We start from the raw sequence: 22,087 nt of genomic DNA on the forward strand, positions 1-22,087 counted from the left end.
CTCAGACCGGGATCTCGAGTTCCTCTCCGGGCCCGACGGTGGCCGGTCCCGACTCGAGGTCAAGCGCCAAAGGCCCGCCGTCGAGCACTCGCACGGTGCCGCCTCTGTGGGTGAGGTGGACCTCGATGTGCGACCCGTGCCGCTGCATCCGAACCTTCATCGACTGCCACTCGGCGGGCAGGCGGGGCTCTATCCGTAGCCCCTTGGCCGAGTCGGCAACACCTGCGAATCCGTGCACCAGATCTATCCACACGCCGCCGGCGTTGGCGACGTGCACGCCTTCTGCCGTGTTGCCCTGGGTGTCGACGAGGTCCAGGAACAGTGCGTGCTGGAAGTAGTCATAGGCCAGGTCTTCGTAGCCGACCTGAGCTGCGACCACCGACTGGATGCACGCCGACAGCGACGAATCGCCGGTGGTGATGGGGTCGTAGTAGTCGAAGTTGCGCCGCTTCTGGTCGACGTTGAAATGCTCGCTGCGCAGATACATCGCCAGCACCACGTCGGCCTGCTTGAGCACCTGGTGGCGGTAGATCACCAGTGGATGGAAGTTCAGCAACAGGGGGTATTTGTCAGCTGGGGTGTTGGCGAAGTCCCACGGCTCTAGGTCCAGGAAGTTGTCGTCTTGCGGGTGGATGCCCAGCGCCTCGTCGTAGGGCAGGTACATGGCGTCGGCAGCCATGTGCCAGCGAACGATCTCTTCCTCGTCCAGGCCGGTATGACGGCACAACGCCTCGTACGCCTCGGGGTGATCGGCCTTCATCATCGACACCGTGTTGGCGGCGAAGCGCATGTTGAAGCGAGCCATCACGTTTGTGTAGAGGTTGTCGTTCACCACCGTCGTGTACTCGTCTGGTCCGGTGACGCGATGGATCTTGAACTGGGGCCTGCCGTTGGTGGCGTAGAAGCCCAGATCCTCGTACAACCTGGCCGTCTCGACCAGTATCTCGGCGCCTTCGTTGATCAGGAAATCGACATCGCCGGTGGCCATGAAGTAGCGCTCGAGGGCTTGAACCACGGCCGCGTTGATGTGGTACTGAGCCGTGCCAGCGGCGTAATACGCCGAGGCTTCCTCGCCGTTGATGGTTCGCCACGGGACCAGGGCGCCCAACTGGCTCAGCTCGGTTGCACGCCTGCGGGCTGCGTCCAGCATTCGCCATCTGAACCTCAGCAGCTTCCGGGCGGCTTCGGGGTTGGTGTATGCCAGGAACGGCACCACGTACACCTCGGTGTCCCAGAAGTAGTGGCCGTCGTAGCCGCCGGCGGTCACCGCCTTGGCCGCTATGCCGTGCTCGTTGGCGCACGCCGACGCCTGCGCCAGCTGGAAGAGGTTCCAGCGGATCGCCTGCTGCATCTGTGTATCGCCGTCAATCTCGACGTCGGCGTTCGACCAGAACTCGTCGAGCCACTGCCGTTGGTCGGTGCGCAACTGTTCGAGACCGGTCCGCTGAGCCCGCGCCAACGTTCGGTCGCAGCGGTCGGCCAGCTCTTGAACGGGCACACCTCGCGACGAGTGATACGACACGTACTTGACGATGCGTATCGGAGCTCCGGCGACGGCATCGAAGCTGAACACGGTCTTGGCCAGGTCGGCGTCCACCGATGTCTCGACCGTGTACTCGCAGTCGGTCTCGACATCGTGGTCGTACGCACAGGTCAGCGTCATACCGCTGTTGGCGCACCGGTAGCCCAGTGTCGCGCCCATCTCGCGGCCATAGCGCAGCCGCGGTTCCAGGACCCTGCGCTCGAATCGCCGCGCCTTGCGAGGGTCGACACCTTCGCCGAGCGCAGCCGAGCGCACGTGGTATTCGTCCTCGCCGTCCTGGCGGTTGAGTAGCTGCGAAGACACCACAACCGGCGCATTCGAGTCGATCATTTCCAGCTCGAAGGTCAAGACGGCGATGTGCCGGTGCACCAGACTGACCATGCGCGTCGAGCGCACCTTGATCCGCTTGCCGGCGGGTGTGCGCCATATGAGGTCTCGATATGACCAACCCGAGCGAAAGTCGATGGCGCGCTCGTAGTGGTCGAGGTCGGCGTCGGTCAGCAGCAGGGGCTCATCGTCCACGTAGAGCTTCAGCAGCTTGGCGTCGGGAACGTTGACGATGGTCTGGCCTGTGGTCGCGAACGCATGCGCCATCTCGGCGTGCTGTATCGGCCAGGTCTCGTGGAAGCCGTTCAGGTAGGTGCCGTGCGAGTGGGCCTCGCGACCCTCGCTCGGATTTGCACGCATTCCGAGATAGCCGTTGGCGTTGGCGAACAGGGTCTCGGTGACACCGATGTCGTGGGCGTCTGGCTCGGTTTCGACCAGCCTCCACGGGTCGGGCGGGAACCTGTGCTTGGGCAGTGGCTCTGGCAGCGAGGTGTATCTCATCGGCCGCTATCTCACTCTCCCGCTCGAAGGGTTTCGTCCAGGTCCTCGACCACGGCCGAGGCGCCCGCGTCTGCCAGGGCCTGACCGTTTCCTCCCCTGTCGACCCCTAGCACGAACCCGAAACCACCCGCGGCCCCCGCACCGACCCCGGCCACGGCATCTTCGACCACCACACAGGCATCGGCCTCGACACCCAACTGTCGAGCCGCATGCTGGAACATGTCGGGCGCCGGCTTACCCGCAAGGCTTTCTTCGACTGCTGTGACACCGTCGACGATGACCCCGAAGCGCCCCTCGAGGCCCGCCGCGGCCAGTACCGCCCTGGCGTTCTTCGACGACGACACGATCGCCTGTGCTATCCCGTTGGACTCGAGCAACTCGACGACAGCGATCGTGCCCGGGTAGGGCGCAATGTGGTCGCGTTCGAGAATCTCGTTGAACTTCTCGTTCTTCTTGTTACCCAGAGCGCACACGGTGCTGTCGCCGGGAGGGTCCGATGGGTCGCCCCACGGCAGGCTCAGGCCCCTGGAATCGAGAAAGGCAGCAACCCCGTCGTAGCGCGGCTTTCCGTCGATGTAGGCCAGGTAGTCGGCCTGGCTGTAGTCGTAGTCGGCGAACAGCTCGGCCCACGCGCGTTCGTGGATCTCGGCGGTTGGTGTGACCACCCCGTCGAGATCGAACAGCACGGCTCGGTAGCTGGTCCAGTCGAGGACTCGATCCGTTGGCATCCGGCCAGTGTAAGAGTGAGGCGTCCCGGCGCCGGGCCTTCGCTTCGGTACTTTGGCCCCAGGCGGCCGCGCTCGAACAGCGACCGCGCCCGAAACGCAGGACGAATGCCCCCTTTCAGATCAGCGAACCACTCCCCCAGCTCGGCGACCAGAACGCTCGCCGCAACCCTTGTCGCAGCACTTCTGGCCGGCGTTGCGGCAATCTTCACATCTACATCGGCCTCGGCCACGACCGAGGCACAAGCAGGTGTCCCGCTGGCGGTCGACGTCGAGCTGACTCCGTCGGGCGACGGATATTGGGTGCTCGACAGCGCTGGTCGGGTGTTTCCCGTTGGCGATGCCCCGTACCTTGGCGGGTCGGCGCCGATGGCGCCAGACGAGACAGCGGTGTCGCTTTCGCCGACACCCGATGGCGACGGGTACCGCGTCTTCACCTCGAAGGGCCGGGTCGTCACGTTCGGCACAGCCGCCCACCTGGGCGACATGAGCGGGGTCGAACTCGCCGGGCCAGTGGTCGATGCCGGCACGACGGCTACGGGCGAGGGCTACTACATGCTGGGGTCAGAGGGCGGCATCTTCACCTTCGGCGACGCAGCGTTCTATGGCTCGATCCAGTCGGTGGTGAACGATCTGCTCGGCCCCGGAAACCCGGCCGCCGACTGGCTTACCGAACCCATCGTGGGCATCGGCCCCACCGCCACAGGCCGCGGGTACTGGCTGGTCGCCGCCGATGGTGGCATGTTCGCGTTCGGTGACGCTGTGTTTCACGGGTCCATTCCCGGCGTGCTCGGCCCGGGCACGGGGCTCGATCAGCCCATCGTGGGACTGGTTCCCCACGCCGAGGGATACCTGATGGTGGCTCGCGACGGTGGCATCTTCAGTTTCGGCACCAGCCAGTTCCACGGCTCGATACCAGGCTTGCTGGGAAGCGAGCCAGAACTGCAGTCACAGATAGACGTGGTCAATGTGTCGGTGCTCGACGACCGCTCTGGTTATGTGATGGTCGAAGGCGACGGCAGGTCGTGGGCGTTCGGCGACGCTTCGGCGACCGTAGGGGGACTTGGCCCCATCGACGTTTCGCTGCCGCCCCATCCGGGCGATTTCTTCGACTGCGCCGACTTCGCGACCACCGCCGCTGCCCAGCGATGGTTCGACAAGTATCGGCCGTTCTATGGCGATCCGGCCGGTCTCGACGACGATGGCGACGGCACGGCCTGCGAGGCCGACCTGACCCCCGCCGACGCCGGGTTCACGGTCGCTTTCGTAGGCAACAGTGGAGTCGGTTCCGGCTCGGCCGACGTCATGTCACTCATCGCCGACCGCTCGCCCGACCTGCTGGTTCACCTCGGCGGGTTCGACGGCGTGGGCAGCCCGACACTGTTCACCACCTGGCTCGACACCCATCTCGGGGCGGGCTTTCCCGTCTTGGCCGTGCCGGGCGACGCCGACGCCGCTCGTTGGGACGACTACAGCCAGCTCTTCGAGGGGCGGCTGGCCGACATGCCTCGCGCCGTATGTACCGGCGACTACGGCATCGACGGCGTGTGCACCGTCGGCGGCGTTCGATTCGTCATGTCTGGCGTTGGCACCGTGGGCGACGGTCACGACCAGGCCATAGCCTCGGCCCTCGAAGCGGCTCCGACGATGTGGCGCCTTTGCATCTGGAACAAGAACCAACGCACGCTGCAGGTCGCAGGCAAGGTCGGCGAGGTCGGTTGGGCACCCTATGAGGCATGCCGCGAGGCAGGCGCTCTGGTCGTCAACGCGAACTCGGCCAACTACTCGCGCACCAAGACCCTCAACAACATCGGAGCCAAGTTGGTCGACCCCGAGTGGGCCGACCCCTCGTCGATCCGTCTGGCTCCGGGCTCGACCGCCGTCATCGTGTCAGGCCTTGGTGGCGCTCGCCACAACCCTCAAACGCGGTGCCTGCCCGAGACGCCACCGTATGGTTGCTCGGGAGAGTGGGCGTCGATCTCCTCTTCCAAGAACGGCGCGAACTTCGGGGCGCTGTTCGTCGAGTTTGGTGTTGACGGCGACCCGAGGCTGGCCTCGGGCGAGTTCGTCGACATCGACGGCGACGTCGTCGACTCGTTCACGGTGGTGAACCAGAATGGTCTACAACCCTGAGCCGACGGCCGACCTCACACCAGGGCTACCAGGCCGGCGCCTTCTATCCCGGCCACAGCAGCGGTCTCGTCATTGTCGCTGGTGTCGCCGCTGACACCCACCGCGCCGATCACCGCGCCCGTCTGGTCGGTCACCAACACCCCACCGGGTACAGGTACCACTGTGCCACCAAAGGCTCCGACCAGGCCGCTCATGAAATGTGGTCTGTCGCGAGCCATCGAGTCGAGGGTCCGCGAGCCGACGCCCATGGCGATGGCAGCCCTGGCCTTGCCGTTTGCCACGTCGAAACGACCGAACGATGCCCCGTCCTGACGTTCGAAGGCCAGCGGGTGACCTCCGGCGTCCAGCACCAGAATCGCCAGCGGTTTGAAACCCTCGGCCATCGCCTTGGCAAACCCGGCGCTAATGATGGTGCGTGCGTGTTCGATCGAGAGCTGCGTCATAGCCCACACCTTAGGTAGTCGGCGCCCACGAACTGGCTTCGGGCCTCAGCCACGTCGCTTTCGTTCGCTTCGACGGGCATGCAGTATCGGCTCGGTGTAGCCCGATGGTTGTTCGGTTCCGCTGAATACCAGATCACATGCGGCACGAAACGCGGGCCCGTCGTAGCTTGGCGCCATCGGCTCATATGCCGGGTCATCAGCGTTCTGGCGATCGACCACCACTGCCATGCGCTCGAAGGTCTGGCGGACCCGATCAGCGTCGACGATGCCGTGATGCAGCCAGTTGGCCATGTGCTGGCTCGAGATCCGGCACGTCGCCCGATCTTCCATCAGGCCCACGTCGTGGATGTCTGGCACCTTCGAGCAGCCGACCCCCTGATCCACCCATCGCACCACATACCCCAGGATGCCCTGGGCGTTGTTGTCGAGCTCTGCCTGGATCTCGTCGTCGCTCCACCTCGGATCGGTCTCGACCGGAATCTGCAGGATCTCATCCAGCGTGGCTCGGGGCCCGGCCGCTGCGAGCTGGGCCTGGGTATGGGCCACGTCGACACGGTGATAGTGGATCGCGTGCAGCGTCGCAGCCGTCGGTGACGGAACCCACGCACAGTTCGCTCCGGCCCTCGGATGGCCGATCTTCTGTTCGAGCATGTCGGCCATCAGGTCTGGCGCCGCCCACATTCCCTTTCCGATCTGGGCCCGGCCGGCCAGCCCGCATCTGAGGCCGACGTCGACGTTCCACTCTTCGTAGGCCTGGATCCAACGCTGGGCCTTCATGTCGGCCTTGCGCACCATCGGCCCGGCCTCCATCGACGTGTGCATCTCGTCTCCGGTGCGGTCCAGGAACCCGGTGTTGATGAACACGATGCGGTCTTTCACGGCACGAATGCACTCGGCCAGGTTCACCGTGGTTCGGCGCTCCTCGTCCATCACCCCGACCTTGATGGTGTTGCGGTCGATGCCGTAGAGATCCTCGACTCGGTCGAAGAGGTCGTTGGTGAACGACACTTCGGCGGGCCCGTGCATCTTTGGTTTCACGATGTAGACCGACCCGGTTTCGCCGTTGCGCAGGGTCGTATCAGTTCGGCTGGCCCGCACCGCCCCCAGAACGGTGAACACGGCATCGAGAATGCCTTCCGGCACTTCGTGCCCGTCGGCGTCGACGACCGCCGGGCAGGTCATCAGATGGCCGACGTTGCGTACCAGCAGAAGCGAGCGCCCTGGCAGGGTGAACGTTGTTCCGTCGGGTGCGGTGAACACCCGATCGGGGTTCATCGTGCGGGTGAAGCTCGAGCCGGCTTTGTCGACCTCGGCGACCAGGGAGCCATCGACCAGGCCCATCCAGTTGCGGTACGTAACCACCTTGTCCTCAGCATCGACGGCGGCCACCGAGTCTTCGCAGTCCATGATCGTGGTCAGCGCGGCCTCCATCACGACGTCGGCGACACCGGCCCTGTCGGTGGACCCAACCGAGTCGCCCGGGTCGACGACGATCTCGATGTGCAGCCCGTTGTTGCGCAGCAAAACCGACGAGGGTTTGTGCCGATCACCGATGTATCCGACGAACTGGGACCGGTCGACCAGCCGACTCTGGACGCCACCAGAGCTTGCAATCAAGCCGTCTGCGTCGATTGCATAACCCTCTACATCAGAGTGAGACATCTGGTTCAGAGGCGCCAGCTCGTCCAGCAGAGCCTTGGCCCAGGCGATGACCTCGGCTCCCCTCGCCTCGCTGTAGGGGCCGGGCGGGGGCGGCGTGCCCATGGCATCTGTTCCGTACAGTGCGTCGTACAACGAACCCCATCGGGCGTTGGCCGCGTTTATGGCGTAGCGAGCGTTCATAACCGGAACCACCAGCTGCGGACCAGCCACCGACGCGATCTCGGCGTCGACGTTGTCGGTGGCGACCTGGAACTCGGGACCCTCGGGCAGCAGGTAGCCCAGCTCTTCCAGAAAGTCTCGGTACGCAGCGGGGTCGTCGAGGCCCGACCCGTTGGCTCGATGCCAGTCGTCGATCGCCGACTGCATCTGGTTGCGGACCTCGAGCAACTCACGATTGCGCGGGGCGAATTCGTCCACGATCGCAGCGACACCGGTCCAGAAGTCGTCCGGATCGATGCCCGTCCCCTCCAAGGCTTCGGTCTCGGCAAATTCGACTAGTGCTTCGTCGACGCTCAGTGAGGCGCGCTGGACGTAGGTCATCAATGGATCTCCTCGACGCTCGGACGACCAGTCTCGCAGGCTGGCAGCCAAGGTTTCGAGTGACCGACTGTGACAGGGCCGGGATCCACTTGAACGTGGATCCCGGCCCTTTCGGACCGGGGAACGTCAGCGGACAACGCCACGCACGGTCTCGCAATGTCGCTGCAATGAGGCCCGGCCCTTTCGGACCGGGGAACGTACGCCCTGTCGTGGGACATCCCTGACGAGGTCGACGCTGCAATGAGGCCCGGCCCTTTCGGACCGGGGAACTTGTCCGGCACGGTCACGGTGTTGTCGTCGGCCCAAAGCTGCAATGAGGCCCGGCCCTTTCGGACCGGGGAACCAGGTGCCGCCGGACTGGGACTGGTTCGTCTGGTTGTTGCTGCAATGAGGCCCGGCCCTTTCGGACCGGGGAACGATCATCGCCGGGCGCGAACGGTTCTTCGAAACCCTCGCTGCAATGAGGCCCGGCCCTTTCGGACCGGGGAACACAAGTCAGGTGAGTGGTTCATTCAAGGCTTCTTGCTGCAATGAGGCCCGGCCCTTTCGGACCGGGGAACGAGTGGACCACCGGCACCAACAAGAAAGAGGCCGAAGCGCTGCAATGAGGCCCGGCCCTTTCGGACCGGGGAACGTCGTGAGCGGTCGAGGACCTTCGGAACGCAGCGTGAGGCGCTGCAATGAGGCCCGGCCCTTTCGGACCGGGGAACCCCTCGGGTCGTGTTCTGCGATGTCCGATATTTGAACGCTGCAATGAGGCCGGCCCTTTCGGACCGGGGAACGCCATGCCGGTGCGGGTGAGTGCGACGGATGCAGAGGGGCTGCAATGAGGCCCGGCCCTTTCGGACCGGGGAACCGAAGACATCGACTTCGACTACATCCTCAGTGATTACGCTGCAATGAGGCCGGCCCTTTCGGACCGGGGAACGAGTACGCCCTGTCGTGGGACATCCCTGACGAGGTTGACGCTGCAATGAGGCCCGGCCCTTTCGGACCGGGGAACCCGAGGCCGCAAGAAAGAACTGGTCGAGCGGCTCGAGGCTGCAATGAGGCCCGGCCCTTTCGGACCGGGGAACCGCCAACGACGTGGCCGAGTTCATGGAGAAAGCAATCGCTGCAATGAGGCCCGGCCCTTTCGGACCGGGGAACCCGACAAGTTCGCAGCCGGACTCACAGCCGCCCAGCTCGCTGCAATGAGGCCCGGCCCTTTCGGACCGGGGAACCTGCGGAACACGCAGTGCGGGCCGGTCGTGGTGCGCCAGCTGCAATGAGGCCCGGCCCTTTCGGACCGGGGAACTCGATGCAGGCAACGAGCCAAAGGTCGGTGCCTTCGTCGCTGCAATGAGGCCCGGCCCTTTCGGACCGGGGAACCCGAACGGCAAGCCCAACGTGCCGCTGAACGCCGTGGCGCTGCAATGAGGCCCGGCCCTTTCGGACCGGGGAACGACGAGGTCGAAGCAGCAGCCCGAAAGCTCGGAGTGTCGCTGCAATGAGGCCCGGCCCTTTCGGACCGGGGAACCCGTCCGCACCGTCAGACACCTAGCAGCCCAACAAGCCGCTGCAATGAGGCCCGGCCCTTTCGGACCGGGGAACGACCCGATCCAGCCCGCCCCCGGGCGAGGTGTGCTGTTGCTGCAATGAGGCCCGGCCCTTTCGGACCGGGGAACAACGAACACCTTGTCGCCCAGGACCTCATCGAGTCGCTGCAATGAGGCCCGGCCCTTTCGGACCGGGGAACCACCCGACACCGCACCCACCGCAACGGCCCCGACACCGCTGCAATGAGGCCCGGCCCTTTCGGACCGGGGAACCGGGCATCGATCGCTGCGATCTGCTCGTCGAGCGCTTGCTGCAATGAGGCCCGGCCCTTTCGGACCGGGGAACTCGTCCTACACCCGCCCAGACGACGTTCCCCCCACAGCCGCTGCAATGAGGCCCGGCCCTTTCGGACCGGGGAACACGAGTTCGGGCATACGGTGTGGCCTGATTGGGCGTCGCTGCAATGAGGCCCGGCCCTTTCGGACCGGGGAACAGGCGTCAAACCCGTCGAACCCTGGGAAATCCTCTTGCTGCAATGAGGCCCGGCCCTTTCGGACCGGGGAACCAGCTTCGCCTTGTCGAGATCGTGGCGATGTGTTCGATCCGGCTGCAATGAGGCCCGGCCCTTTCGGACCGGGGAACCACAGTCCGCCTCGACCGTTCGCGGCTCGGGATCAGCGCTGCAATGAGGCCCGGCCCTTTCGGACCGGGGAACACGTACGCCGCTGACCCGGAAGACGACACCGAAGTAGTGCTGCAATGAGGCCCGGCCCTTTCGGACCGGGGAACGAGTACCGGTCAGAGGGCGAGAAAGTCGACGCTCTGGTGCTGCAATGAGGCCCGGCCCTTTCGGACCGGGGAACGCCTGGAGGATCATTGTTCCCGAGCCATCTTGACGCAGCTGCAATGAGGCCCGGCCCTTTCGGACCGGGGAACCTGCCTGCCCTTCACTCGGACCAACTCGCAGACCTGGCTGCAATGAGGCCCGGCCCTTTCGGACCGGGGAACCCGTGTCGCCGTTGTCGGCGTCACCGTGGTCGACCCTGCCGCTGCAATGAGGCCCGGCCCTTTCGGACCGGGGAACTCGAATACATCGTGTTCGACTTCTCCGTGAGCAAACGGCTGCAATGAGGCCCGGCCCTTTCGGACCGGGGAACGGAACCAACTGATCATCATCGGTTCGCGAGTCCAACGTGCTGCAATGAGGCCCGGCCCTTTCGGACCGGGGAACGCCACGGCTGACGTACCGGCCAGGAGACGACCCGTGGGCTGCAATGAGGCCCGGCCCTTTCGGACCGGGGAACAACAGCGGCAGCCCGGCGAGTTCTCCGAGCGGCCCGGCAAGCTGCAATGAGGCCCGGCCCTTTCGGACCGGGGAACCCGCGGAGCAGTACGGGTACGGTGACGGTGCGCTCGCAACGCTGCAATGAGGCCCGGCCCTTTCGGACCGGGGAACCATCTGAACAACCAACCAAGCTAGGAGCACCAACCATGCTGCAATGAGGCCCGGCCCTTTCGGACCGGGGAACTGTGCAGCTCGACGGGCAGGTGATCCGCAAGATCGCGTTGCTGCAATGAGGCCCGGCCCTTTCGGACCGGGGAACGTGTGCGGGCGAACACGTGCCCGGCCGCGGCCTGTACGCTGCAATGAGGCCCGGCCCTTTCGGACCGGGGAACCTGTGGCATCTCGGCGAGACCACGGTCTGGGCGCAGACGGCTGCAATGAGGCCCGGCCCTTTCGGACCGGGGAACGACGGCCGCCAGAGTATGCGCCGGTCGTGTTCGGCGCTGCAATGAGGCCCGGCCCTTTCGGACCGGGGAACCACCACCACACGTAGAACGTTTCGCCTTTGCTGTCGGTGCTGCAATGAGGCCCGGCCCTTTCGGACCGGGGAACGCCGCATGAGGCGTCAGGCGCACCGTTGGCGTCGAGCAGCTGCAATGAGGCCCGGCCCTTTCGGACCGGGGAACCGCTCTCGATTTCTACCCCTGCCGACCAGGGGTTTCGCGGCGGTTTGCGAGCGGCAGCTCTACGAACATCGAATGCTACTCCGTTAGTCGGTTTTCAAGGTGCGTCGCACCCAGCATCTGCGGGCTTTGCGAGCGGTTCCAGGCGGTAGGCCCGGAACCTCAGCGCTCGCAACGGTCAGATGATCGTCGCTGATCCCGAGACTGGAAGAGCAGGGCGCACACCCAGGAACTCAAAGCATTCCACACCTCGCCCCGCTGGTTCACCCAAGTCAACGAAACAGACACGATCTGCCCTGACGTTGATGACGTCGTCGAGCTTCGCCATCAGGTCGAGCTTCTCTCTCTTGTTCAGGTCGCATATGAACAGCGAGTATTGGAGCGAGTGGCCGTATCCACTGACGAGCTTGTGCACCCGGCGGAGCCGGAAGTCGGCCGAGATGTCGTAGCCCACCAGGTATCTCCGTCGACCACTCATCTCATCGTCAGCCCCTCGTAGGCCGGTACTTCGCCAAGAATCACCGCCGCAACAAGGCGAGCCTGCAACTCAATGGCCCGGCGGTAGGAAACTCGGTAGCCGAACACCGGATGGGTCAGTTCAGTTTCAAGACGCCGCTCGTATGCCCGGAGCACCGCCCGGCGACCGTCCTGCGTGAGCGCCACGCCTTGAGCGCGAACAACGAAGTCGTTGGCCGCGACCTCACCGTTGTTGATGAGCGTCAGGACGGTCGACTCGGCTATCAGGGGCCTGAACTCCTCCGAGAGATCGAGGGCAAGTGCGGGCCGGCCAAACCGCGGGCGGTGGTAGTAGCCCATGTACGGGTCCAGGCCGACCGAGAACGCCATCGCCGTGCAGTCCTTGACTAGCAGCGAATAGCAATACGACAACAGGCAGTTCACCCGATCGAGCGGAGGCCGTCGATTTCGTCCGTTCATATCGAAGTCGGCGATCTCGTCATCGTTGGGACGGAGCATCCGCCCAAAGTGGCTCCAGTAGGTTCGCGCCGCGGCACCCTCCACTCCGAGCAACGAGGGAACTGATGTTGCGTGCTGAGCCTCGGCCACAGCGCTCTTCAGACGAACGATCGCCTCGTGCGGTCGAGGACGAGCGTTACGCATGAGGAGTGCACGACTGTTCTTGATCTTGGCGAGGACACTTGCCCGAGCCAGATCGAGGTTGCCATCGGCGGCAATCGACGCCTGCCGAACCCGCAGGTCGACGTGTTTCGACGGCAGGCCCTCCGCGATGCCCGAGAACCAACCTCCATGAGAGAACCAGCAGATCGGAATGTCGCGCCGCATCAACTCGCGGATTGCCTGCGTCGTGACCTGCACATTCCCAAAGACGTTGAGCTGCGAGACGTCGATCAGGCGAACCGACCGGGAGCGGGATCCATCGCGGTCACGATTTGTGATGATCAGCCGCTCGCCCGACTTACCGACAGTTGAACCTGGCTCTGTTGCATAGACCGGTCTCGAGTCGCCATTTCGCACCATTAGGCGAACGGGCGCCGGCACCTGAGCCCGGTTCAGCTTGTTTGTCTCGTCGGGCAGACACACTCCGACGAGGGAACACCTGGGGCACTTGGGACTGTCATCCAATGGGCCGGGCGCATTGTCGGCGGCTGCAGTCGCCCTCAGCTGCGTTAGCAAGTCGAGGGTTACCTCGACGAGCCTTTCATCGAACTCGACCCGCACTCGTTGACGGGTCTGGGCGAAATAGATCTCGCCATGTGAACACTCGTAGCCGTTATCTCGTAGCAGCAGCCCGAGAGCACACAGTTGCACTCGCTCGGGCTCCCAGGCGCCGGCCGGCGTGTCTGGCGGAGCACCCTTCTTGTAGTCGATTGGTACGACACCTCCGTCGTTGCCCTCGAGTGTGTCGATTACGCCGACAAGACCAAGCCGCTCGCTGGAGAGCTTCACCGACCGAGCAATCCGCAGCTCATCGATCGAGTCGGGCGGTGGCGCAGAACCGACTTGGCGGTCGGTCGAGCGATGGGCGTAGTCGCCCTCCGCTGTGTCTTCGTTGCCCGCCCACCGTGCCTGAACCCACTCGATGAAGAAAAGCCGCTCGCAGTAGACGAACTCGTTGAGCATCCTGACCGGGACAAGCTCTGGCACAACGCCACCGTCAGCCACCATGTTCGGCCTGTCGGCCGGGCAACCGTGCGCTTCAGGCCATCGCTAGCTGGTACTGAGGTGTCGTGTGGTGTGGCAGGGCGCACAGCGGAGTTCGAGTTCATCGGTGCGGGTTTGGTGGGTTGCCTCGAAGGGTGGGTTGTGGTCGTATTCGAGCAGTTCGGTGCGGCCGCAGTCGAGGCACGCACGGTCCCGTTCTTTGACGATCCGCTTTTGTCGCTTTGTGGGGTGTCGGCGTCTGGTGGATGCGTTGACTGGGTTGTGTTCTGCGTTGTGGATGAGCAGCCTGATGAACGATGTGTCGAGCAGCCGCGCAACCGATGATTGGGTGATGGGTGTTCCGTCGTCGAGGGTGCAGCCGTCGCCTCGGACGTGCAGCACGATCTCGTAGTCGACGCGGCCAGAGCTGGCGCTGGTGCCGGCGATGATGCGGCATAGGGCGTCGACGCGTTGTTGGGCGAGCGTCGGAAAGGTGCCGTCGGGTTCGCGTTGGGTGTGATGACGCATGAACTCGGAATCGATGGCTGCTTGAAGCGCACCGCCCGAAACCGGGTCGAGGCGAACGAACATGGTGCGGGTGCCGTCGGCGTGATTGCGGAACTTCAGCGATCTGTCGCGGCGGTGTCGGGCATCGATGACCTCGCCTGGTTCGTTGGCCATCGTCCAGGCTGCGACGGCCTCGGCGAACCGGTCGGCGGGAACGGCTTTGGCCAGTTCGAGAAGGTCGTTCTCGTTGTGGGTGGTGAGGTATCGGGTGAGGACTCTGACCTTGGCGTAGCTGATGTCGCCAGCCTTGAACGCGCCGGCGGACGCGTCGAAGCCGCGCAGGGTGCGGCCGATACGTATCCATTCACGCACTGTGGCAGGGGCGAGGTCGAGGCGTTCGGCCAGCCAGTGCGCAGCCGATGGGGCGCCTTGGGCGATCCAGACAGGTCCGTCAGCGAACTGCGCCGCGCCAACGACCAGATCGTGGTGGCCGCGGGCCAACCGGTGGCCGAGGCCCACCAGGCTCTCGGCCGTCTTGATCTGTTCGTCGAGTTCCACCGTCGTCAATAGCACCTTGCTTTCCCTCCGATTAGCCCGTTCCGGGCTGCTTTTGGCGTATGCCAAAAGCGTACAGAGGGGGTGGGACAGCTAAGAGAAGCAACACATAGCACTCTCAGTGATTGATGTATCACGTATGGCACCACCGACGCGCCTGCCGGCGCGGCAGGGCAGGGCAGGGCAGGGCAGGGCAGGGCAGGGCAGGGCAGGGCAGGGCAGGGCAGGGCAGGGCAGGGCAGGGCAGGGCAGGGCAGGAGGACCGTGTCGTGGCGCCCACCTGTCCCGCGAAGTGCTGGGCTGCGAGTAAGCGTCCCTTGGGGTGGTGGGGTTTGGGGGGCGGACCATCGGCAAGGTGCGCACTTGCGCAGAAGACGCTGCTACACAACTTCCTTCAATGGAGCGACGGTCCGCCCCCGGGACGAGAACTCTACGTATCAAGGTTCAAGTTGTCTAGCAGTGTTTTTTGCGCAGTGGTTGCTATACCAAAGTCAGCCTGATATAAGTCAGGCCGGGGCAAATGCCCCGGCCTGACAGCTCCACCATGGTCGGCGGAACACGCAAAGCCAAACCTACCGTGCGGGCTGGAGGTCCCCTATCCAAAATGAGGGAGAGCTATGCCCGATCAATACGCCGTCAACCCGACGACTGGGAAAGTCCATCTGTTCGTCGACCGCAGTCCCATACGGCCCGAGTGCCGCATTGACCAGGCCAAGCGTCTGCTTTGGTTTGACACGCTGGCGATGGCCGCCGGACCGGGAGTGAGCCCTTGCAGCTTCTGCCTCCCTCGCGAGAGGTATCAGAAGAACCTCCAGCTACCGCGGAAGCGCAGCGCCTCGTTGGACTCGCGCCGCCCTAGGCAAAGGGCCCGCCGCAGCAAGTCCCCGAATTCCCGGCCTGAAGCTGTCACAGCAGCGGGCTATGTTCAGGGCACACTCTTCGATCAAAGTGAGGTGGAACCGTGAGCGATCTCTCGTATGAGGATCTCCTCGAAGCCGTATCTGGTGGCGCGGTCGCGTTCCGGTCGAGCGTTCGGCTGGAACCTGCTGGTGGCCCGGGGACGAAGGTGATGCCCCCGACCTATGGCGTGGCCGACAACGCCCCGCACAAGTATGCGATCGAGTCCCGCGTCATGCCCGATGGCACGACTTCGCTAACGGTGTTGCTCGACTCGGTCGCCTCCCAGGCGAACCGGATGGAAATGGCCCTGCTGAGCGCGTGGGAGACCAGCCAAACCGACCTGCCTGTGCCATTCGTCGACTTCACCGGCGAAGCGGACCTAGCCGACGTCGGCAAACTGACCGCCCTCGAGGCGCCTCATCGCATTGCCGATGCCATCTTCAGGGACTCGCTCTACGACGAGACTCTGTTTCGTCTGTCCGACCTGGGCATGGCGATAACACACGCCACGCCAAAGAACGCCATCGCTCTGCTGCGGACATGCCCCACGGCACTTGTGTTCGGCATGTGGGATTCGACAGGCCCCAAGGGTGGTCTGGGGTCCAAGTTCCAGCGGGCACTGGTGTCGGAAATCGTGGGTCACGATGTCGAGGTCGGTGTCAGTGTGGGGAGCCGAGTCGACCCGCTCGACGTCCGGCGCGGCGTAGACGGGATCACGAAGCTGCCGGACGATGACCCCAGCGTTTGGGCATTCGACGAGGACTCCAAGAAGCAGGTTCGACCTAGCGAAATCAACCACGGCAACGTCACGCCTTCCATTGATGAAAGGGCCGGTGGTGTGACCATTTCTCACGCAAGTCAGAGTGCGGTGCTGTCGTTTCCTGCCCTTCGCCGGCTGAAGTTCCCGGTCGATGCCGACGGCAATCCCTTCGAGCCCGAACAACGCCAAGCCGCCGAGAATGCAGCACGTACTCTGATCGCTGCGATCGGGGTCGCAGCCGTCAGCCTCCAGTACGAATTCGACTTCGACCTGCGTTCGCGATGCCTCCTGATTCCAGCGAGCAGCCCGACTATGGAGATGCTCGGCCGGTCCGGGGGAAGCCCGGTGCCTGTACACATCGACGCGGACGCTGCGCTCGAACTGGTCGCGACCGCAAATGCAGCAGCGACCGAGTTGGGCGTCGGATTTGGCCCACGCGAGGTTCGCCTGGTGCCCGCACCGAAGCTGGGAGAGCTGCTTCGTCGAAGCCGTCAGGTGGCCGCAGCCGAAAACCCTGGTGAGTAGCCGTGTTCGCCATCGAGGTCACGCTGCTGACCGGGCGGTTTGTAGCTACAGACCCCACCGACCGCGATCGGGCTGAGTGGCCGCCCCATCCAGCACGGTTGTTTTCTGCATTGGTTGCCGCCAGCGCCGAAGAGGAGCATCCCGACGATTGGTCAACGGCCCTCGAGTGGCTCGAACGCCAAGGTCCCCCCGATATCGACGCGACGCCGGCATGGAGTCGGTCGTCGACCACCCACTACGTACCGGTGAACGACTCTTCGGTGTTGGGGCTTGCGCTCACAACCCGCCGGGCCGCTCAGATCGAGGACGCCCAGGACCAGATCGATGAACTGGTGAGCCAGTCGGGCGGCCAGCTGAATGCCGCTCAAGCCAACCGCATTGCCCGCCTCGAATCTCAGGTCGCCAAGCGGCGCGATGTTTCTGCCGAGGTTGCCAACCTCGGCAGAACAAGCACGCTTGCGGCCGAAGAAATGATGCCCGAACGTCGCGGTGGTCGCCAGGCACGCACCTTTCCATCATGCACGCCCGAAAGCCCGGTCATCCGGTTCCTGTGGCCCGCCGCCCACCCCGACCCCACGATCACCCGAGCTATCGACGACATCTGTGCCGGCGTTGCAAGGTTGGGGCACTCATCCTCGCTGGTGTCCGTGCGAGTGGCACACGTGGATGACACAAACGCGGCGCTGACACCCGACCCCACCGGCAGCTCAACCCTGCGCTGGGTACAAGCGGGTCAGCTGAGGGCGCTCCGCGAGTCTTTCGAGAACCACCGCGCATCCAGGCCCCGAACGATGCCAAGCATCGGGTTCAACTATCGTCGCACGGACGAGCAACCAGCCAAGCCAATTCCAGTTCGGGGAAACCTGAGTGGCCCATGGCTAGCGCTTGAACTGGCTCCCAGAAAGCTCTCAGGTCGCGGATCAGTCGCCGTGTCGACAGCGGTTCGCCGGGCCTTGATGAGCCACGCCGAGGACCCACAACCCCAGATGCTCTCGGGGCACTCGAACTCGGGTGCCCCGGCGAGCGAGCCACACCTGGCCGTCGTGCCACTGGTCGACGTCGGACACCGCCACGCGCACGGCCAGATACTCGGAGTGGCTCTGATCTGGCCCACCGGCGTGTCTTTGGGCACCCAAGACGACATTCTTGCGGCAGTCGGCAGATGGCTAGCCCCCACCAACGGCGGCGGCCGGCTGGTCATGGGCCCAAACGGCGTGCTGACCGCCGCCAGGACGGAACCGTCGAACACTTTGGTCGGGCTCCGCGCAGAGACTTGGAGCGGACCAAGCCGACGTTGGATCAGCGCTACGCCTATCGCACTCCCCCGCCACCCGGGTGATCTTCGATCTGGATCCCCAGCCAAAGTCGAGCGAGCGTGGGCAGCCGCCGAAGCCGGGGTCAGAGCAGCCTGCAAGCACGTTGGCCTGCCCGAGCCCGCGGCCGTTTCGCTGGCTTTCGATCCGCTACTGAATGGCGCAGATCCGGCGAAGTCGTTTCCTGCCCTCCGCCAGGGCAGATCTGGTGGAACTGCCCGGGCTCTGATACACGCAGAGATCGAGTTCGCAGAGGCAGTGGCTGGACCGCTGGTACTCGGTTCTGGCCGGTTCCACGGCCTCGGGCTCATGCGCCCGGTCTCCAGCCCGGGCAGGCTCGCATGACGGCCATAGCCGCGCAAGACTTTCCACGCTTCTTCGAGGAGGTCTGGGGCCGCCAACCTCATCCGTGGCAAAGCCGTCTTGCCAAAATCGTCTGCGAGACAGCGCGCTGGCCCAGGGTCCTCGACCTGCCGACTGGGGCGGGCAAGACCGCGACATTAGATATTGCGCTCTTCAGCCTCGCGGTGCGTCCCGAACAACTGCCTAGGCGCACGGTGTTCGTCGTCGACAGGCGCCTCATCGTCGACCAGGTCGACGCGCGCGCTGCAGCTTTGACCGATGCGCTGAGAAATGGCGTAGGTCCGGTTACGTCGGCCGTCGGCTCGGCGCTTGCCGAATTGGGCGGCGGTCAGCTACTGGGCCGAACCAGCCTGCGGGGCGGCATAGCCCCCGACCGCTCGTGGGCCCTCAGGCCCGATGTGCCCTGGGTCATCTCCAGCACCGTCGACCAGTTCGGCTCCAAGCTCTTGTTCAGCGGCTATGGCACCAGCCAGACGATGCGGCCGATCCAGGCCGGCCTCACTGGCAACGACTGTCTTGTCCTGCTCGACGAAGTGCATCTAAGCACCTCGTTTGCCGGACTGCTCGATCAGCTGGATCGACTCGAAGACGAGCGCCTTTCGAATGTACCGCGACGCTGGCAGGTAGTGGAGATGTCTGCGACGCCGAGGACGCAACGATCCAATCCGTTCAGACTCGACTCCGCAGACCGTGACCAGGAGACGGCGCCCGCCCTGGCCTCCGTGCTGCAAGCCCGCAAACGGGTTGTAGCCAAAACAGTGGGCGGCCGCCGCGATGAGCCCGCCGCTGCGCTGGCCAGAGCGGTTCCAGAGTTGGTCGCCGCGATCGGCCGTGCGAGAACGGCGGTCGTCGTCAATCGTGTGGCCAGCGCCGTTGCCATAGCCACAAGCTGCGAACAGGCCGGACTGCGGGTTCATCTGCTTACAGGCCGCATGCGGCCGTTCGATCGCGATGATCTGATGACCTGTCCCGAGATGGCGTCGCTCAATCCCGGAGCCCCGGATCCGGACGAGCCTTTTGCGCTGGTTGCCACCCAGACGATTGAGGTCGGAGTCGATTTCGACTTCGACGCGATGATCACCGAGGTCGCCCCCACCGATGCACTCCGCCAGAGATTTGGGCGCGTCGACCGTCGAGGCGCTCGATCTGCCAGAGGCGATGATGCCCCCATCTGGGTCCTCGTACCCTCAGCGCTGGAGAAGCCCAAGACTGCCGACCCCGTCTACGGGGAAGGGCTTGAACACACGATCACCTGGCTGGCGAAGCTTGGCAACGAACTCGACGGCGGGCTGGAGGGGCCGCTGGCAAGCGCCCCCGACAACACCCGCTCGCCCTCGGTCGGCTGCCCGGTTGTTCTGCCCAGCCATCTCGACGCCTGGTGCCAGACGTCGCCCGAGCCAACGGCCAAGCCCGCAACTGCACAGTTTCTGCACGGCAAGCTGGACACGGACACAGATGTGAGGGTTGTTTGGCGCAGCGATATCGAAGATGAGCTCGACCCGAGCGCGTTGCTCGAACTGGTACCACCGCGCCCGCAGGAGTCGATGGCGGTGCCGCTCACAGCGGTGAGACGTTGGCTATCGAGCGGGCCTGCAGTCGACGTGGCCGATGTCGAGTCTGCCCCGTCCGCTGACCAGATCACCCAGCGGATCAGGGCCTCACGGCTGGCACTGAAACGCGGCGACGGAGGGCTTTGGATCCGCATCGAACCAAAGGACATCTCGGCGGGTGACCTCATAGTTGTGTCGACTGCCGCGGGAGGGGTCACCCGCGGCACCTGGGACCCGACCTCGACCGACACCGTGTCCGATTTCGGCGATCGCCTCGAACCCGAGTGGCCGACCCGGCCCGTGACAATGCGGCTGGCCGCACCAGCGCTACCACAAGGGATCAGTCCACCTGAGCTGGACACCAGCGAGAGCGCATCGCTGTCGGGCTCCGCGAACATCGAGGCCATTCGGGCCTGGCTCGAACAAGCACTCTCAGACGCCACAGACCTCGGTTGGTGGGGTGACCTTGCGGCGGTCGCCAAGGCTGCCCTCGACAGTGGGCGAGGGCGTTTGCACTCCGCTAATGGCTCGTTGGTTCTGCGGATCGACAGTGCAAGACACGGTCAGGACCTCGACGGATCGGACGAGACAATGTCCTTCACCGGGCGGCCTACAACTCTCGAGAGGCACCTGAGCGACGTGGCTCAGACAGCCCGCGAGTTCGCCGAGCGTCTGGGCATTCCGCGTCCGCTGATCGATGACTTGGCCCTGGCCGGCAAGCTTCACGATCTCGGCAAGGCCGACCCGCGGTTCCAACTTCGGCTGCACGGAACAGACCCGATCGCGGCTGCGATGTCCGGCGCTCTCCTGGCGAAGTCGGCTGACCGGACCGCCGGCCCTAGGCCGACCGGACTGCTCGACGAGACGACGATCTACCCGAAGGGGCAAAGGCACGAGCTGCTCAGCGATGCGATGATCGTTGCCGAGCCGAGCCTGACAGCGGGAGCCAACGACCTGGATCTGGTTAGGCACCTCGTCGCCAGCCATCACGGCCGATGCCGGCCGCTGCCGCCGCTACAAGTCGACACGCATCCACTACAGGTGGCCGTTCCCGGTACCGAGGGCGCCACTGTCAGTTCTGAGCTGCCGCCAGAGGTGCTCGGCGTCGAGACCGTCGAACGATTCTGGAGGCTGATCCGCAGATACGGCTGGCACGGGCTGGCATGGCTCGAGGCCGTCATGCGGCTCGCAGACCACCGCGCCAGCGAAGCAGAGGATGTCCACCAATGACTCCGATCAGACTCGCCGGCCTAGAAGGCACGAACCCGTTGGGCTTCTTCGCTGCACTGGGACTGCTGGACATAGCGGACAGACACGGTGGTGACCTGCGGCTGCGCTGGACCGACGAGCCGATACCGCGCGCCGAGCTACTGACGGACTTGACGATCGACGAGATAGTCGAGTTGGTTCTTTCGGACCTGGAGGGGTGGGCTAGTGCTCCCGTTCTGGCGATGTTCGATGACATCAACCTCGAGCCCTCCGACAACCGGCGCTTCATCGAGGCATGTACGAACGCCGACGATGGCGGCCGCAGCCGACGACTTGTCGCTGCCTTGGTGGCAGAGGGCACAGCCTTGGATGGCAACGGCAGTTGCAAGCCGACGGATCTGCACTTCACAGCCGGTCAGCAGCGGTTCATGGCAGCTGCAAGAGAGATCCGCGGCGTGGTGGGAACCGAGGCTCTGCGCTCGGCACTAATCGAACGCTGGCACTACGACTCACAGGCGAAGTCGCTCATGTGGGACGTCGCCGACGATCGCGTCTATGCCCTGTCGGCTGGAGATCCTTCCAAGGATGCGAAGCTCACGGTCCCAGGCGCCGAGTGGTTAGCGCTTCTGGGGCTGGCCTCGTTTCCATGCTTCGCTGACTCAGATCGAACTCGCACTACCGGTGCCGGGGGCAGCTGGAAGGCCGGCACCTTCACCTGGCCTCTGTGGTCCGGGGCTTGCGACCGCCATGTCGCATCGTCACTTGTCGCCCACGCCACGTTGCTGAGCACCGACCCTCGTTGGGCCGCCCAGCTCTCAGTCACACGCATTCTCCGGTCTTCTGTTAGACGGTCGGCCCAGGGCGGGTATGGCAGCTTCGGGCCTCCGAGCTCGATCGTCTAAC

At 64.8% G+C, this 22,087-nt stretch carries 12 protein-coding genes and 1 CRISPR repeat array; of the genes, 5 read left to right on the forward strand and 7 right to left on the reverse strand.

Features of this window, described 5'->3' with window-relative positions; translation table 11 throughout:
- Position 1 precedes the first annotated feature (1 nt).
- Together R2770_07085 and R2770_07090 are read right to left on the reverse strand one after the other, a co-directional pair.
- Complete coding sequence (locus tag R2770_07085; protein MEZ5280220.1) at positions 2 to 2,371, reverse strand: glycosyl hydrolase family 65 protein; 2,370 nt, start codon at positions 2,369 to 2,371, stop codon at positions 2 to 4.
- Between the two features lie 11 nt (positions 2,372 to 2,382).
- Positions 2,383 to 3,099 (reverse strand): beta-phosphoglucomutase family hydrolase, encoded by a 717-nt coding sequence (locus tag R2770_07090; protein ID MEZ5280221.1) that lies wholly within the window; start codon positions 3,097 to 3,099, stop codon positions 2,383 to 2,385.
- 105 nt (positions 3,100 to 3,204) lie between these two features.
- Between R2770_07090 and R2770_07095 the strand changes: the two genes are divergently transcribed.
- Complete coding sequence (locus R2770_07095) at positions 3,205 to 5,229, forward strand: hypothetical protein (GenBank protein ID MEZ5280222.1); 2,025 nt, start codon at positions 3,205 to 3,207, stop codon at positions 5,227 to 5,229.
- A gap of 14 nt (positions 5,230 to 5,243) precedes the next feature.
- Here R2770_07095 and R2770_07100 read toward each other — a convergent pair whose 3' ends face one another.
- The 5 genes from R2770_07100 to R2770_07120 form a co-directional block, all read right to left on the reverse strand.
- A complete protein-coding gene (locus R2770_07100) occupies positions 5,244 to 5,672 on the reverse strand; it encodes a heme-binding protein (GenBank protein MEZ5280223.1) in 429 nt (142 codons plus the stop codon).
- Between the two features lie 45 nt (positions 5,673 to 5,717).
- Entirely contained in the window at positions 5,718 to 7,874 is a 2,157-nt protein-coding gene (locus R2770_07105) for a malate synthase G (protein MEZ5280224.1), read from the reverse strand.
- A 90-nt stretch (positions 7,875 to 7,964) separates the two neighbouring features.
- Positions 7,965 to 11,384: direct repeats of the CRISPR family, unit length 36 nt; unit sequence GCTGCAATGAGGCCCGGCCCTTTCGGACCGGGGAAC.
- Between the two features lie 175 nt (positions 11,385 to 11,559).
- On the reverse strand, positions 11,560 to 11,859 hold the full coding sequence (gene cas2 / locus R2770_07110; protein MEZ5280225.1) for a CRISPR-associated endonuclease Cas2: 300 nt from the start codon (positions 11,857 to 11,859) through the stop codon (positions 11,560 to 11,562).
- A complete protein-coding gene (gene cas1, locus R2770_07115; protein MEZ5280226.1) occupies positions 11,856 to 13,505 on the reverse strand; it encodes a CRISPR-associated endonuclease Cas1 in 1,650 nt (549 codons plus the stop codon). Before cas1 ends, cas2 begins: the two co-directional genes overlap by 4 nt.
- A gap of 63 nt (positions 13,506 to 13,568) precedes the next feature.
- Positions 13,569 to 14,567 carry a DUF222 domain-containing protein gene (locus tag R2770_07120; protein MEZ5280227.1) on the reverse strand — a complete coding sequence of 333 codons (999 nt, stop codon included), beginning with the start codon at positions 14,565 to 14,567 and terminating at the stop codon, positions 13,569 to 13,571.
- A gap of 958 nt (positions 14,568 to 15,525) precedes the next feature.
- Here R2770_07120 and cas7u point away from each other — a divergent pair.
- The 4 genes from cas7u to R2770_07140 are packed head-to-tail and all read left to right on the forward strand — an operon-like array spanning position 15,526 to position 22,086.
- Entirely contained in the window at positions 15,526 to 16,749 is a 1,224-nt protein-coding gene (cas7u, locus tag R2770_07125; protein MEZ5280228.1) for a type I-U CRISPR-associated RAMP protein Csb1/Cas7u, read from the forward strand.
- A gap of 2 nt (positions 16,750 to 16,751) precedes the next feature.
- Positions 16,752 to 18,407, forward strand: a complete 1,656-nt coding sequence (csb2, locus tag R2770_07130) for a type I-U CRISPR-associated protein Csb2 (GenBank protein MEZ5280229.1) — start codon at positions 16,752 to 16,754, stop codon at positions 18,405 to 18,407.
- The gene (gene cas3u / locus R2770_07135; GenBank protein ID MEZ5280230.1) at positions 18,404 to 21,205 is read left to right on the forward strand and encodes a type I-U CRISPR-associated helicase/endonuclease Cas3; all 2,802 of its coding nucleotides are present in this window, start codon (positions 18,404 to 18,406) and stop codon (positions 21,203 to 21,205) included. Before csb2 ends, cas3u begins: the two co-directional genes overlap by 4 nt.
- Complete coding sequence (locus R2770_07140) at positions 21,202 to 22,086, forward strand: hypothetical protein (GenBank protein ID MEZ5280231.1); 885 nt, start codon at positions 21,202 to 21,204, stop codon at positions 22,084 to 22,086. The genes cas3u and R2770_07140 overlap by 4 nt, the downstream gene beginning before the upstream one ends.
- Position 22,087: the final 1 nt, after the last annotated feature.

The sequence above is a fragment of the Acidimicrobiales bacterium genome (genome assembly GCA_041394185.1).
Lineage (GTDB): Bacteria > Actinomycetota > Acidimicrobiia > Acidimicrobiales > Poriferisodalaceae > JAAETH01.

Excerpts from the sequence above, each read along its gene's own strand:
- R2770_07085 (MEZ5280220.1), bottom strand. The coding sequence starts at position 2,371 with ATGAGATACACCTCGCTGCCAGAGCCACTGCCCAAGCACAGGTTCCCG.
- R2770_07090 (MEZ5280221.1), bottom strand. The coding sequence starts at position 3,099 with ATGCCAACGGATCGAGTCCTCGACTGGACCAGCTACCGAGCCGTGCTG.
- R2770_07095 (MEZ5280222.1), top strand. The coding sequence starts at position 3,205 with ATGCCCCCTTTCAGATCAGCGAACCACTCCCCCAGCTCGGCGACCAGA.
- R2770_07100 (MEZ5280223.1), bottom strand. The coding sequence starts at position 5,672 with ATGACGCAGCTCTCGATCGAACACGCACGCACCATCATTAGCGCCGGG.
- R2770_07105 (MEZ5280224.1), bottom strand. The coding sequence starts at position 7,874 with ATGACCTACGTCCAGCGCGCCTCACTGAGCGTCGACGAAGCACTAGTC.
- cas2 (MEZ5280225.1), bottom strand. The coding sequence starts at position 11,859 with ATGAGTGGTCGACGGAGATACCTGGTGGGCTACGACATCTCGGCCGAC.
- cas3u (MEZ5280230.1), top strand. The coding sequence starts at position 18,404 with ATGACGGCCATAGCCGCGCAAGACTTTCCACGCTTCTTCGAGGAGGTC.
- R2770_07140 (MEZ5280231.1), top strand. The coding sequence starts at position 21,202 with ATGACTCCGATCAGACTCGCCGGCCTAGAAGGCACGAACCCGTTGGGC.